We start from the raw sequence: 13,712 nt of genomic DNA, 5'->3' as shown, positions 1-13,712 counted from the left end.
AAGCTGACGAAGAAATACGACGTATATTGAAAGCCGACAATAGTCTAGTGATGATGGCAAAGAGGTCACACCCGTTCCCATACCGAACACGGAAGTTAAGCTCTTTAGCGCCGATGGTAGTTGGGGGCTTCCCCCTGTGAGAGTAGGACGTCGCTAGGCGCAAAAAGTCGCTGCTGACAAACTCAGTAGTGGCTTTTTTTTATATCCAAAAGAATTTAAATACTAGCAATATATATATAAAGGAGACATTTCAACCAAGTGAATGGTGAAATGTCTCTTTACTATTTTTTATACAGTTGCTGCTCGTAGCTCTATACGACGAATCTTACCAGAAGTTGTTTTTGGTAGCTCATCGATAAAGACAATACTACGAGGATATTTATAAGGCGCTGTTAATGCTTTAACGTGTTCCTGTAGTTCTTTTGTTAACTCGTCCTCATCACGATCTCTGAAGCTTTCTCGTAAGATGACAAAGGCTTTAACAATATGTCCTCTAATTTCATCTGGTGCTGCGACTACAGCACATTCTTGCACAGCTTCATGTTTATTTAAAGCATCCTCTACTTCAAATGGTCCAATTGTATAGCCTGATGAAATAATGATATCATCTCCTCGACCTTCAAACCAGAAGTAGCCGTCTTCATCGCATTTGGCTTGGTCACCAGTAATATACCAATCTCCACGGAATGCAGCTTGTGTACGTTCAGGCTCACGATAATACTCCTTAAATAGTGCCGGAGAAGATTTGTGTACTGCAATATCTCCAACTTCTCCAATCGGTGCCTCGTTGCCTTCATGATCTATAATACGGACAATATTACCTGGGGTAGGAACACCCATTGAACCCGGACGTAAATCAATATTTTCAAGTGTACCGATTAATAAAGTGTTTTCCGTTTGGCCATAGCCATCCCGAACTTTAAGACCGAAGTTATTCATGAATGTTTCGATGACTGGTCGATTTAATGGTTCACCAGCCGAAACAGCACTACGTAGAGATGATAGATTATAGTCTTTTAAATTATCAATCTTCGCCATAATTCGATATTCAGTTGGAGTACAGCACAATACATTGACCTTTTCTTCTTGAAGCAGTTTAAGGTATGTTTTTACATCAAATCCTCCATGGTATACAAATGCAGTTGCGCCCAGCATAATAGTCGATAAAAATGGGCTCCAAATCCATTTTTGCCACCCTGGTGCTGCTGTAGCCCAAACTAAGTCACCTTCACGGACACAAAGCCATTGTGAAGCGGCTGTTCTAATATGTGCATAACCCCATCCGTGTGAATGGACAACGCCTTTTGGTTTGCCAGTGGTGCCAGATGTATAAGAAAGAAATGCCATATCATCTCTTTTAGTAGCAGCTGCTGTAAATGTATCTGGTTGAGTACTTGCCAATTCATCTAAAGAGATCCAATCGCCAGTAGCAGTACCTATAACCAATTTATTATTTAAAGCCTCTACTGAAGAAGTAATACGGTCTACCTCACTTGTGAACGCTTCATAGGCAATTACTGCCCTTGCAGAAGAGTGTTCCATACGATATTCTAAATCACTTGCACGTAACATTTCTGAACATGAAATAGGAACAATCCCAGCCTTTAGACAGCCAAGGAAGACAAAATAAGCTTCAGGCAGACGAGGAATAATAACTAATACGCGATCTCCTTTTTGAAGCCCCTTCTTCGTAAAGGCATGCGCGTATTGATTCATTTTTTGAACAAGTTCAACATAGGAAATTGTTTGACGCTCCTGTTGAGTATTTAGCCACCGTATTGCTTGGCGATCACTATCTTGAGAAAATTTCTCCAATTCCTCTGTAATATTATAGAATTCTGGTGCAATTAAATCGTTTGTTACCATGTGAACATTCCTCCCCCAAACAAATTTAATAGAAAATTCATAAAACTATTTTCATTTTAACAATTACAATAATATACAGCAAGAATATTCTGTACATGAAATAGAAATATTAGATTTAATAGAGAACTATTAGGTTTCTTGTTACTGCATAGGAAGACTTCGACAAAAAATATAAAAATTTTCACAAAAAGTATTGCATAATTTATAATGCTTGCTATAATAATAAATGTACTTAAGAGGTTTTAAAAACCGAATTGAATAGTATTGTTCCGAAGTAGCTCAGTTGGTAGTAGCACCTGACTGTTAATCAGGTTGTCGCAGGTTCGAGTCCTGCCTTCGGAGCCATTTTTTTGCTCATTTTTAAAGATGATGTATACATAAAAAAATATTTAAAAAAGTATTGCATCGTACGATAAAAAATGTTATCATAATACTTGTCTTGTTTGAGACATTTGAAAATGGCCCCTTGGTCAAGTGGTTAAGACACCGCCCTTTCACGGCGGTAACACGGGTTCGAATCCCGTAGGGGTCACCATTTTTAAAGCGTTGTAGTAATGCAAAGGCTTAAAAATAAAATAAAAAACTGTGAAGAAATGAACACCCATTTTTATGGAGGATTAGCTCAGCTGGGAGAGCATCTGCCTTACAAGCAGAGGGTCGGCGGTTCGAGCCCGTCATCCTCCACCATAATGTGTTATTTCGGAGGGGTAGCGAAGTGGCTAAACGCGGCGGACTGTAAATCCGCTCCTTAGGGTTCGGCGGTTCGAATCCGTCCCCCTCCACCAGTTTTTTGTAAATGATTGGGGTATAGCCAAGCGGTAAGGCAACGGATTTTGATTCCGTCATGCCTAGGTTCGAATCCTAGTACCCCAGCCATTTTTATTTTTTGAGCCATTAGCTCAGTTGGTAGAGCATCTGACTTTTAATCAGAGGGTCGAAGGTTCGAGTCCTTCATGGCTCACTTTTATAGAATAAAAAGTGTAACATTAACTACAGATACTAATCTCTTGCTGAAAACAGCAGGAGATTTTTTTATATTTTCTTTAATTGTATAAATATTCATAAAATTGTAAGGTTGAGCCAAGGAGGATGTAGGCTTTACAATAGTCTTACAACTTAAAGGGGGTATGAAAAAATGAATAAACTAAATATTTCTATTATTGGTGTACCAACTGATTATGGGCAAACTCGCAGAGGGGTAGATATGGGGCCGAGTGCTATCCGTTACGCAGGTGTTGTAGAACGCTTGGAGGCAATAGGGCATGTAGTACATGATCAAGGGGATATACGTGTTAGTCAAAAACAAGAAGGCACTATTGTTGATAAACAGTTACTTAATTTAGAGGAAGTTATCGATGTAAGTACGTATTTAGCGAAAAGTGTAAATGAAGCGATTGAACAAAAGGAGTTTCCACTTGTACTTGGTGGCGACCATAGTATTGCTATTGGCACTCTTGCAGGGCTTGGTGAGCATTACAAAAATTTAGGTGTTATTTGGTTTGATGCGCATGCTGACTTAAACACACCTGAAACGACACCGTCTGGTAATATACATGGTATGCCATTAGCTGTAAGCATTGGACTTGGTCATGAACGGTTAGTGAAAATTCGTAATAATGTACCGAAAATTAAACCTGGAAACGTCATTATTATTGGAGCGCGTTCTGTAGATCCGGGAGAACGTGAATTAATTAGTCAGCAAGGAATCAAAGTATATACAATGCACGAGGTAGATCGTCTTGGAATGACGCGTGTAATGGAAGATGCTCTAGCTTACTTAAGGGAGCGTAATGTAGATGGTTTGCATTTATCACTTGATTTAGATGGTTTAGATCCACTTTATACTCCAGGAGTTGGGACACCTGTACCTGGTGGTATTACGTATCGGGAAAGCCATTTAGCAATGGAAATGCTTCAGGAATCGGGTATGCTAACATCTGCTGAATTCGTTGAGGTTAATCCAATTTTAGATGAGAAGAATAGAACTGCCGATGTTGCAGTAGCATTAATGGGCTCTTTATTTGGCGAAACCCTAGTTTAAAGAAATTTAACAAAATATTGCCTATAGCCACAATGTATAAAAATCTTTTGCTATAATTAATAACAAAATGAAACTTTTCTTATCGATGGGCCGTATAGTATAAGACAGTTGTAAAGGTGGAGAAATAAACACAATGGATGCGTTAGTAAACAAGAAAATTAAACAAGTACTTAAAGGCGATCAAAACGCATTTGCAGATATTGTGAGTCTCTATCAGCACAAACTGTACCAAGTATGCTATAGGATGTTAGGGAACAAGCAAGAATCTGAGGACATTGCACAAGAAGCTTTTGTTCGTGCCTATATGAACTTGCATACTTTTGATCAGAAAAGAAAATTTGCGACGTGGCTTTATCGAATAGCGACAAACCTTTGTATAGACCGTATCCGGAAGAAAAAGCCGGATTACTATTTAGATGCAGAAGTAGCTGGTACAGAAGGACTTGATATGTATTCACAGATCGCAGCAGCTGACCAGCTACCTGAAGAACAGATAGAGCAAATGGAACTGCAAGATCGCATTCAATATGAAATTGGACGTTTGCCTGATAAATACCGTTCAGTTATAGTATTGAAATATATTGAAGAATTATCATTACAGGAAATTAGCGAGATTTTAGATATGCCTCTTGGAACGGTGAAAACGAGGATTCACCGCGGACGTGAAGCATTACGAAAGCAATTAAACAATCTGTAGGAGGGGGAGCGTCATGAATACTTGTCCAGAGCATATAATAGACTATATCCATGATTATTTAGATGGTGACATTAGTCGTGAGCATGAGCAAGAGTTAAAACGACATTTGCATACATGCAGTGATTGTAAACAGTTGATGCAGGAATTAAGTGAAACAATCGCCTTTGTGAAGAGCGCTTCCCACATTACATCACCTCCGCATTTTGAAGAAGCCGTGATGGCTCGTTTACCGAAACCCAAAAGTCGTGTAGGTATGCAAAAGTGGATTCGCCGACATCCGCTCTTTGTGGCAGCAGCAGTTTTTTGTTTATTCATGAGTGCAACTTTACTAGGTAGTTTCATGGATGACCGACAGTTCTCCGTGACTAAACAGCCAAACCTAGTTGTTGAAGGTCAAACGGTTATTGTGCCGAAGGGAGAAGTTGTAAAAGGCGACATTGTTGTTAAAAATGGTGATTTAATTGTTGAGGGTGAAGTGGATGGCGATGTCACTGTTATTAACGGACAGTATATGGCATCTTCGGCCGTTGTTTCGGGAAAAATAGAAGAAATTGACGAAGTATTCGAATGGCTTTGGTATACGATTAAAAATTCAGTAAAGTCTGCCGTAACATTCGAGGAGAAACAAGCAACTAAATAACACTCTATACGTCCTAATAGATAGTGCACGTGAGAGGCTGAAAGGTCTACTCTTTTGAGTAGACTTTTTATTTGAAAAAAGTTACATTTGATAAGAATGTGCTATACTTAAATGTGTATGGATTCGCAATGAAAAGTGGGGGATGCCACGTGCAAATTATCGAACATTTCGCTAATTTAACACCTGTGAATATTGTTATTAACTTATTAGATGTACTGCTCGTATGGTACGTTATTTATAAAATATTAACCCTCATTAAAGGTACAAAGGCTGTCCAATTATTAAAAGGGATTTTCGTAATTATTATTGCGCGCCTTGCTACAGACTTTTTTGGGTTAGAGACGTTAGGTTGGATGTTAAAACAAGTCATCGAGTTCGGTTTCTTGGCGATTATTATCATTTTCCAACCTGAAATAAGACGCGGTCTTGAACAAATTGGTAGAGGGAAGTTATTCCAACGTTCGATTAGTCAAGTTGAAGAAGAACAAACAAGGCTTATTGAGGCGATGAAGAAATCTGTTAGTTATATGGCCAAACGTCGTATAGGGGCGTTAATTTCTATTGAAAAAGAAACTGGCCTAAATGAATATATCGAAACGGGCATAGGTCTAAATGCTGAGATTTCATCTGAATTACTGATCAACATTTTTATACCTAATACACCGCTTCATGATGGGGCAGTTATTATGCAGAAAGATAAAATATCGGCAGCAGCTTGTTATTTACCGCTTTCTGAGAGCCCGTTTATCTCAAAAGAGCTTGGGACACGTCATCGTGCTGCACTTGGCTTAAGTGAAGTGACAGATGCCATTACTATTGTCGTATCAGAGGAAACCGGCGCCATTAGTCTTACGCTAAATGGTAATCTACATCGAAATCTTTCTTTAGAGGAATTCGAAGGACTGCTACGTAAAATGTGGTTCGGATCAGCACAGGAATCAAATGCAGCCTCTAAGTTAACTTGGAGGGGGAAAAAGAATGGATAAAATGATGGATAGCCCTTGGGTGTTACGAATCGTTGCGCTAATTTTAGCCTTATTGTTATTTTTCTCCGTTCGTGCTGAATTATCTCCTTCAAATAAAACAACAATGAGTGAGCAAACAGCGGTAATTCGAGACGTACCAGTAGATGTTTTTTATGACGATAAGAACCTCATTGTAACAGGGATACCAAAGACGGTAGATGTTACGATAAAAGGTCCAATGACACTTGTTTTACAGGCTCAGGCATCGAAGGATTTTTCTGTATTTGCAGATTTGAGTAAATTACTTATAGGTGAACATAATGTTAAACTTCAATACGAAAATATTTCGGATAAGTTGCAAGTAACATTTGACCCTGCGACTGTAAAGGTCAACATTGAGGAAAAGGTCACAAAAGAGTTTCGTGTTGATCCTGAGCTAAATACTCGTTTAATTGAAGAAGGATATATTTTAAATGGCATGACTGCTAATCCAGCTACGGTGTATGTTACGGGTGCTAAAAGTGCAATTGAAAATATTAGCTATGTAAAAGCAACTGTAACGGGTGATCAAGGCTTGAGAGAACCTTACTCACAAGTAGCGGCGGTTAAAGTACTAGATCGTGATTTAAATAAGTTAGACGTGACGATTGAACCGGAAACTGTGAAGGTACAAGTAGATATTGGAGCCTACAGTAGAGAGTTGCCTGTTGTGCTGAAGGAAATAGGAAAAGTGGAGAATGGTATTACCGTCAACCAATTAACAATTAGTCCTACAAAGGTGAGAGTATACGGTAGAAAATCTATCATAGATACTTTAACTGCAATACCAGTAGAGGTTGATTTATCAAAAATTACAGAATCAAAAACTTATGAATTTGAAGTGAAATTGCCAGAAGGTGTGACAAAAATATCTGACCCAAAAATTAAAGTGAAGGCAGATATTACGAAGGTAGAGCAGGAAAAAACAACAACGACTACAACTACTACTACTCCTGCTCCTACACCTACACCTACTCCTTCGCCACCTTCAGAGGAGACTAGCACTCCTTCTGATAACAACACGCCGCCTACTGATAAAACAGAAGAAGATATTGATTCTTAAACAATAACTGACTATAATTTTATTTTGATTCAGTAGAGATTTTGTTCTCTATCGGTAAGGGTATTCTTTAACGAGAAGAAGTTGCTCAGGCTAAAATCAAAATACCCTATGCTAAATTTATCTGTGCCTATTTACAAGCCCAGATAAATTGCATAGGGGCATAATTAATAGTTACCAGTGAATGAACAAAAATAGACTTTTCCAAAAGTAAGCAGACGAGTGGTCTAGTTGTCAGCATAGACAAGCATGATCGCCGTCTTGCATTGAAGGAGAGAATAATTAAAATGGGTAAATATTTTGGAACAGATGGCGTCCGTGGCGTCGCGAATAGTGAATTAACACCAGAGTTTGCATTTAAACTTGGCCGCGTAGGTGGTTACGTTTTAACGAAGGATGCAACTGACCGTCCAAAGGTTTTAATCGGTCGTGACACACGTATTTCAGGTGAAATGCTTGAAGGTGCACTTGTAGCTGGTCTTTTATCAATCGGCGTAGAGGTAATGCGTCTTGGTGTTATTTCGACACCAGGTGTGGCTTATCTTACTCGAATGATGAGCGCAAATGCAGGCGTTATGATTTCAGCTTCACATAACCCAGTAGCTGACAATGGTATTAAATTTTTCGGTCCTGATGGCTTTAAGCTAACAGATGCGCAAGAAGCTGAAATCGAAGCAATATTAGATGCTCAAGAAGATACTTTGCCACGTCCAATAGGGGCAGATTTAGGTTCTGTAAGCGACTACTTCGAGGGTGGACAAAAATATATTCAATACTTAAAACAAACAGTGGCTGAAGAATTTGAGGGCATCCACGTAGCATTAGATTGTGCACATGGCGCTACGTCTTCACTAGCTACACACCTATTTGCAGATTTAGAAGCGGATATCTCAACGATGGGTGCCTCACCAACAGGCTTAAATATTAATGAAGGTGTCGGTTCAACACATCCAGATGGATTAGCTAAATTTGTCACAGAAAAGGGTGCTGATGTTGGTTTAGCATTCGATGGCGATGGTGACCGTTTAATCGCAGTAGATGAAAACGGTAAAATTGTTGATGGTGATCAAATTATGTTCATCATTGGTAAGCATTTAAATACAGTTGGTCGCTTGAAAAAGCAAACAATCGTTTCGACGGTTATGAGTAACATGGGCTTCTACAAAGCTGTTGAAGATAACGATATGCACAGTGTACAAACAGCTGTAGGTGATCGTTACGTTGTGGAAGAAATGCGTGCTAATGATTATAATCTTGGTGGCGAGCAATCTGGTCATATTGTTTTCCTAGACTTTAACACAACTGGTGATGGCTTATTAACAGGTATTCAGCTTGTTAACATTATGAAAGCTACAGGTAAAAAACTATCAGAGCTTGCTTCTGAAATGAAAATTTTCCCGCAGCGTTTAGTCAACGTACGTGTAACAGATAAGCATGCTGTGACAGAAAATGCAAAAGTTGCTGCAGTGATTGCTGAGGTAGAAGCAGATATGGCTGGTAACGGTCGTGTGTTAGTGCGTCCTTCTGGTACTGAGCCACTTGTACGAGTAATGGTGGAAGCGGCTACAGAAGAAGACTGTGAGCGTTATGTAGAGCGTATAGCAGAGGTTGTCCGTGCTGAAATGGGCTTAACTGAATAAATAGTATATGAACTCGATTTCCTTTGATAGGAGGTCGAGTTTTTTATTTTTTTGTTCCGTACAAATGAAACATTGACTTTAATTATTGAGAGCTCTAGCAACGAAAAAATGAATGCTTTCGAAGAGAAAGGGAAAAGTAGTACAGAGTCACAATAACAAGGAGTGTGTTGCAATGGCTAAAATTGCTACAGTGATTACCAATATGTTTGAGGACGCTGAATATACAAGTCCTAAAGGAGCATTAGAAGCGGCAGGTCATGAACTAATAACGATTGATACGACGGCAGGCATTGAGGTAGAAGGTAAGAATGGAGAGAAAGTAAAAATCGATAAAGATATCGATGAGGTAAATGCTTCTGAATTCGATGCATTATTCATCCCAGGCGGTTTTTCTCCTGATATACTACGCGTAGATGATCGGATTGTGGCATTTGTCAAAGACTTTATGGATGAGATGAAACCAACCTTTGCTATTTGTCATGGACCTCAATTACTCATTACGGCAAAAACATTAAATGGTCGTGACGCAACTGGCTACAAATCGATTCGAGTAGATTTAGAAAATGCAGGTGCGATATTCCATGACGAGGAAGTGTTCGTTTGCCAAAAACAATTAGTAACAAGTCGCACACCGGAGGATTTACCAGCATTTAATCGAGAAATTGTAAAATTATTGGAGAGTAAAGAAGCCTAAGCTTAAAAGGCACAAGTGAATTTGCCTGTGCCTTTTATCTTCTTCAATTACAACAATCCTATTTCTTTTTCAACGCTATAATAGCATTGGTAATTTGCCCAAGTCCGATACCAATGATAATGCCAACACCGGTACCGATTGCAGTGTCGATCCAGCCTCTATCGAAAAAAGCTTCATATCCACCGCCAGTTAGAAAACCTGTTAACCCGCCGATACCTAATCCTAAAAATAGGAAGCCACCATAAAACAACCCGATTGCCTCATAATCTGCAGGATCACGATTTTCGTAATATTGCTGGAAGCGTTCATTTAAATCCTCAGATTGCACAGAGTTACTGGCAAATTGCATTTCCTCGCTAGCCTTATTAAAAGCTTCCTGCTCCGTTAACCCTTGTGACATTAAATCATTCATATAATCGCTCATATAGAGTGTCATGTCGTCTTGCGCTTCTCGCCCCTGATCGGAACGTCTTTTAAATTTGGACAGTTGTTTGTCGATTTTACGTTTAGTTTGCCCACTTTTCTTGCGCAGCTTTTCCATATAAGTCATTTCAGCGTCCTGTAAATAATTCTGGGATTGTTCTTTCGAAAAACGATTAATTCTCTCCTGAATTTCACGACTAAAGCTCATGTTTGTTCCCTCCAGTATTTCTTAAAATTTCAATACGACTGCTTAAAAAATCCCATTTAGCCCAGAAGGACATCAATTTTTCTCGTCCTTGTTCATTGAGCGTATAAAATTTCCTCGGTGGACCCATTTCAGATGGCTTTTTGACAATATTGACAAGACGATTTCTTTCTAATCGCATAAGTAACGCATACACAGTTCCTTCAGCTATGCCCTCGAACCCCATCTGCGTGAGATATTTGACAATCTCATAACCATATATTTCACCACGGCTAATGATTTCTAATACAATACCTTCTAAAACTCCTTTGAGCATTTCACTCAGATTATCCACGAACTCACCCCCAGGCTTAGCTTTACCTGTACTAAGTGTTGCAAGTAGTGCCTTTGTAAAGCGATTAAAAAAATGGGATTTTCGTTCAGATGCATGTTCACTTTTGAAGCAATTTATTTTTGGCTCTGTTCAAAATAAATCCATAACAGAAAATATTTGTTGCTGACATATTGTTTGTCTACTTTTTGTCACTAAAAAGTAGGGGAAATAGGTGTTTTTTATAACGAAAATTTGACGTATAGCATATGATTGAGTATTATGGAGAAGTTGAATATGAGGTCCGACCTTATCATTTAACGAGAGCGCATAAGGAGGGAAGAAAGCGCAAAATCGGAAAACAATTATAGCGCCTGAGCTGAAGAAATTGGACGGAGCTATCTTCAGCAGACGAGGTGGGGGTTTATCGAAAGTTCGGCGGATGCCTCCCGATCGCCATACCCGATTGTCACTTTTCATTTTGAAAGCATTTGAGTGATTGAATGTACAGAAAATGGAGAAGGTATAGTTAAAGCAATAGATAAATAGAGAAACCTCATGTATCGAATGGTTACACTATTCAGATGGCTGAATGAGTGTTAAGCATGTGTATGTATTAATTGCGCTTACTTTATTTAAGTTCTATATGCGGGTGTCCAAACATCCGATTCTGGACGCATTTATGCTGAGGCATAATTGATAAATAAGCATAGTTTTTACATTCACAAAAAAATTCGATAGGTTGAGGTCTAGTTTGTCATTGCGTCAAATTGACAATATCGGAGGATAAGAAATTTATGTGTGGAATTGTAGGATATATTGGTGAATCAGATGCAAAGGAAATCTTATTAAAGGGATTAGAGAAATTAGAATACCGTGGCTATGACTCAGCGGGTATTGCAGTACGTAACGAAGATGGTGTAACAGTCTTCAAAGAAAAGGGACGTATTGCAGATTTACGTGACGCAGTGGACGAGGACGTTGCTGCAAAAGTTGGTATTGGTCATACACGTTGGGCAACTCATGGTGTGCCAAACCGTTTGAATGCACACCCTCACCAAAGTGCATCAGGGCGTTTTACGCTAGTACACAACGGAGTTATTGAAAACTATCATTTATTACAAAAAACTTATTTAAAAGGTATTTCGATGAAATCTGATACAGACACAGAGGTCATCGTGCAATTAGTAGAGCTATTTGTGAAAGAAGGTTTAAGCACGGCTGAGTCATTCCGTAAAACTTTATCGTTATTACACGGCTCTTACGCATTAGCTCTTTTAGATGCAGAAGCGGCAGATACAATTTTCGTTGCAAAAAACAAATCTCCACTTTTAGTAGGTGTTGGTGAAAGCTTTAATGTTGTTGCTTCAGATGCAATGGCGATGCTACAGGTAACAGATCAATATGTGGAGCTACACGATAAAGAGGTCGTAATCGTACACAAAGCTAGCGTTGAAATTACAAAGTTAGACGGTACTTTAGTAGAGCGTGCACCCTATACAGCAGAGCTTGATATGAGCGATATTGAAAAAGGTACGTACCCTCACTATATGCTAAAAGAAATGGATGAGCAGCCAACAGTTATTCGTAAAATCATTCAAGCGTACGAAGGTGAGAATGGCGAATTAACAATTGACGCTAATATTTTAGAAGCATTACGAGCAGCAGACCGTCTATATATTATTGCAGCCGGCACAAGCTATCATGCAGGTTTAATCGGTAAGCAATATTTTGAAAAAATGGCTGGTATCCCAGTGGAAGTTCATATTTCAAGTGAATTCGGCTACAATATGCCATTACTTTCAGAAAAACCATTGTTTATCTTTATTACACAATCAGGTGAAACAGCAGATAGCCGTCAAGTACTTGTGAAAATTAAAGAGCTTGGTTATCCAACATTAACTATTACAAACGTACCTGGCTCTACACTTTCACGTGAGGCAGACCATACACTGTTATTACATGCTGGCCCAGAAATTGCGGTAGCTTCTACAAAAGCATATGTAGCACAAGTAGCTGTACTTGCTCTAACAGCATATGTAACAGCGAAAGCTAATGGCGAGGGCTTAGAATACGATTTAAAACAAGAACTTGCGATTGCAGCAAACGGTATCCAAACAATTATCGATTCAAAAGATGTTTTAGAGGATATTGCTGAGGACTACTTAAAAATCGCACGCAACGCATTCTTCATCGGCCGTAACATAGACTTCTATGTAAGCCTTGAAGGTGCCTTAAAACTAAAAGAAATCTCTTATATTCAAGCAGAAGGCTTTGCAGGTGGCGAGCTAAAACACGGAACAATTGCCTTAATCGAAGAAGGTACACCAGTATTTGCTCTTGTTACACAAGAAGCAGTAGCATTAAATATCCGCGGTAATGTTAAAGAGGTAGCTGCACGTGGAGCATACCCATGCATTATTGCAATGGCTGGCGTAGACGAAGACGGTGACCGTTTAGTAATCCCTCAAGTTCACGAATTACTAACACCACTTGTTTCTGTAGTGCCATTACAATTAATTAGCTATTACGCAGCACTACACCGCCGTTGTGATGTGGATAAACCACGTAACTTGGCTAAATCGGTGACTGTTGAGTAATTGTTGAGTTAGTGTTCATACTTGTGATGTTTTCGAATAATAAATTTATATATTATTGATGTTATTTGTTTATAAACGTATTTAAGGTAATCATTACCTTAAATACGTTTTTTTTATTTTCGCTAAAAAGGGGTTGAATGAAATATAGCAAAAAGAAAGAGTAGATGGACGGAAGAAAAAATCGCACAATATTTAAAAGAAGGCAGAGGTCAGGAAGAAATATATAGTGTATAAAGATGGTAAATTGATCATGTCTATATTAAGTATTCTATTGTTTTTTCTTATTAATATTTGCAAAATACAAATAATTAGAGGATGAGTAGAATCAGGTATTTTCGAAACAAAACCTATCTTAACAAGAGATTGAACTCGCCATAGTTTTACCTGTTCCCAATGTTTCAGCCACTTGTTGAATGGATGGAATAAGACATTTAGGTATAGAGAGCAGAAAATTCAGATGGTGAAAACACCTCAGAAGAAGCAAGTGAGTCAATAACAAACGAAAAAAGCAAAACCCAATAATGGCGTAAAA

At 38.7% G+C, this 13,712-nt stretch carries 11 protein-coding genes, 6 tRNA genes and 1 rRNA gene; 15 read left to right on the top strand and 3 right to left on the bottom strand.

Going from position 1 to position 13,712, the window contains the following annotated elements; translation table 11 throughout:
* The first annotated feature begins 43 nt into the window (after positions 1-43).
* Positions 44-159 (top strand): 5S ribosomal RNA (gene rrf, locus ACYQ73_RS24960).
* A gap of 129 nt (positions 160-288) precedes the next feature.
* On the opposite strand, the gene mbcS is transcribed toward rrf, so the two are convergent.
* Positions 289-1,866 carry an acyl-CoA synthetase MbcS gene (gene mbcS, locus ACYQ73_RS24955; RefSeq protein WP_460014917.1) on the bottom strand — a complete coding sequence of 526 codons (1,578 nt, stop codon included), beginning with the start codon at positions 1,864-1,866 and terminating at the stop codon, positions 289-291.
* A gap of 268 nt (positions 1,867-2,134) precedes the next feature.
* Here mbcS and ACYQ73_RS24950 point away from each other — a divergent pair.
* The 13 genes from ACYQ73_RS24950 (at position 2,135) to ACYQ73_RS24890 (ending at position 9,642) form a co-directional block, all read left to right on the top strand.
* Positions 2,135-2,211 (top strand) — tRNA-Asn (locus ACYQ73_RS24950).
* 115 nt (positions 2,212-2,326) lie between these two features.
* Positions 2,327-2,401, top strand: a tRNA-Glu gene (locus tag ACYQ73_RS24945).
* Between the two features lie 76 nt (positions 2,402-2,477).
* Positions 2,478-2,553, top strand: a tRNA-Val gene (locus ACYQ73_RS24940).
* A 14-nt stretch (positions 2,554-2,567) separates the two neighbouring features.
* A tRNA-Tyr gene (locus tag ACYQ73_RS24935) sits at positions 2,568-2,651 on the top strand.
* 16 nt (positions 2,652-2,667) lie between these two features.
* Positions 2,668-2,742 (top strand) — tRNA-Gln (locus ACYQ73_RS24930).
* Positions 2,743-2,754: 12 nt separating this feature from the next.
* Positions 2,755-2,827 (top strand) — tRNA-Lys (locus tag ACYQ73_RS24925).
* A 174-nt stretch (positions 2,828-3,001) separates the two neighbouring features.
* Entirely contained in the window at positions 3,002-3,907 is a 906-nt protein-coding gene (gene rocF / locus ACYQ73_RS24920; RefSeq protein ID WP_460014916.1) for an arginase, read from the top strand.
* 133 nt (positions 3,908-4,040) lie between these two features.
* Complete coding sequence (sigW, locus tag ACYQ73_RS24915; protein WP_460014915.1) at positions 4,041-4,604, top strand: RNA polymerase sigma factor SigW; 564 nt, start codon at positions 4,041-4,043, stop codon at positions 4,602-4,604.
* A gap of 13 nt (positions 4,605-4,617) precedes the next feature.
* Positions 4,618-5,244 carry a zf-HC2 domain-containing protein gene (locus ACYQ73_RS24910; protein WP_460014914.1) on the top strand — a complete coding sequence of 209 codons (627 nt, stop codon included), beginning with the start codon at positions 4,618-4,620 and terminating at the stop codon, positions 5,242-5,244.
* Positions 5,245-5,393: 149 nt separating this feature from the next.
* A complete protein-coding gene (gene cdaA, locus ACYQ73_RS24905) occupies positions 5,394-6,230 on the top strand; it encodes a diadenylate cyclase CdaA (RefSeq protein WP_460014913.1) in 837 nt (278 codons plus the stop codon).
* Positions 6,223-7,311: a CdaR family protein gene (locus ACYQ73_RS24900; RefSeq protein WP_460014912.1), complete on the top strand. Its 1,089-nt coding sequence runs from the start codon at positions 6,223-6,225 to the stop codon at positions 7,309-7,311. The genes cdaA and ACYQ73_RS24900 overlap by 8 nt, the downstream gene beginning before the upstream one ends.
* A 284-nt stretch (positions 7,312-7,595) precedes the next feature.
* Positions 7,596-8,948, top strand: a complete 1,353-nt coding sequence (gene glmM / locus ACYQ73_RS24895) for a phosphoglucosamine mutase (protein WP_460014911.1) — start codon at positions 7,596-7,598, stop codon at positions 8,946-8,948.
* A gap of 172 nt (positions 8,949-9,120) precedes the next feature.
* The gene (locus ACYQ73_RS24890; protein ID WP_460014910.1) at positions 9,121-9,642 is read left to right on the top strand and encodes a type 1 glutamine amidotransferase domain-containing protein; all 522 of its coding nucleotides are present in this window, start codon (positions 9,121-9,123) and stop codon (positions 9,640-9,642) included.
* Between the two features lie 58 nt (positions 9,643-9,700).
* Here the strand turns inward: ACYQ73_RS24890 and ACYQ73_RS24885 are convergent, their stop codons facing one another.
* Both ACYQ73_RS24885 and ACYQ73_RS24880 read right to left on the bottom strand, forming a co-directional pair.
* Positions 9,701-10,273 (bottom strand): hypothetical protein, encoded by a 573-nt coding sequence (locus tag ACYQ73_RS24885; protein WP_460014909.1) that lies wholly within the window; start codon positions 10,271-10,273, stop codon positions 9,701-9,703.
* Positions 10,263-10,604: a PadR family transcriptional regulator gene (locus ACYQ73_RS24880; protein ID WP_460014908.1), complete on the bottom strand. Its 342-nt coding sequence runs from the start codon at positions 10,602-10,604 to the stop codon at positions 10,263-10,265. Before ACYQ73_RS24880 ends, ACYQ73_RS24885 begins: the two co-directional genes overlap by 11 nt.
* A gap of 773 nt (positions 10,605-11,377) precedes the next feature.
* On the opposite strand from ACYQ73_RS24880, the gene glmS reads away from it, so the two are divergent.
* Complete coding sequence (gene glmS / locus ACYQ73_RS24875) at positions 11,378-13,180, top strand: glutamine--fructose-6-phosphate transaminase (isomerizing) (RefSeq protein WP_460014907.1); 1,803 nt, start codon at positions 11,378-11,380, stop codon at positions 13,178-13,180.
* Positions 13,181-13,712 lie beyond the last annotated feature (532 nt).

It is taken from the genome of Lysinibacillus sp. CTST325 (genome assembly GCF_054665055.1).
This window is presented reverse-complemented; position numbering and strand designations above follow the sequence as displayed.

Coding starts and splice junctions, on each gene's coding strand:
- mbcS (WP_460014917.1), bottom strand. CDS start 1,866: ATGGTAACAAACGATTTAATTGCACCAGAATTCTATAATATTACAGAG.
- rocF (WP_460014916.1), top strand. CDS start 3,002: ATGAATAAACTAAATATTTCTATTATTGGTGTACCAACTGATTATGGG.
- sigW (WP_460014915.1), top strand. CDS start 4,041: ATGGATGCGTTAGTAAACAAGAAAATTAAACAAGTACTTAAAGGCGAT.
- ACYQ73_RS24910 (WP_460014914.1), top strand. CDS start 4,618: ATGAATACTTGTCCAGAGCATATAATAGACTATATCCATGATTATTTA.
- ACYQ73_RS24900 (WP_460014912.1), top strand. CDS start 6,223: ATGGATAAAATGATGGATAGCCCTTGGGTGTTACGAATCGTTGCGCTA.
- glmM (WP_460014911.1), top strand. CDS start 7,596: ATGGGTAAATATTTTGGAACAGATGGCGTCCGTGGCGTCGCGAATAGT.
- ACYQ73_RS24890 (WP_460014910.1), top strand. CDS start 9,121: ATGGCTAAAATTGCTACAGTGATTACCAATATGTTTGAGGACGCTGAA.
- ACYQ73_RS24885 (WP_460014909.1), bottom strand. CDS start 10,273: ATGAGCTTTAGTCGTGAAATTCAGGAGAGAATTAATCGTTTTTCGAAA.
- glmS (WP_460014907.1), top strand. CDS start 11,378: ATGTGTGGAATTGTAGGATATATTGGTGAATCAGATGCAAAGGAAATC.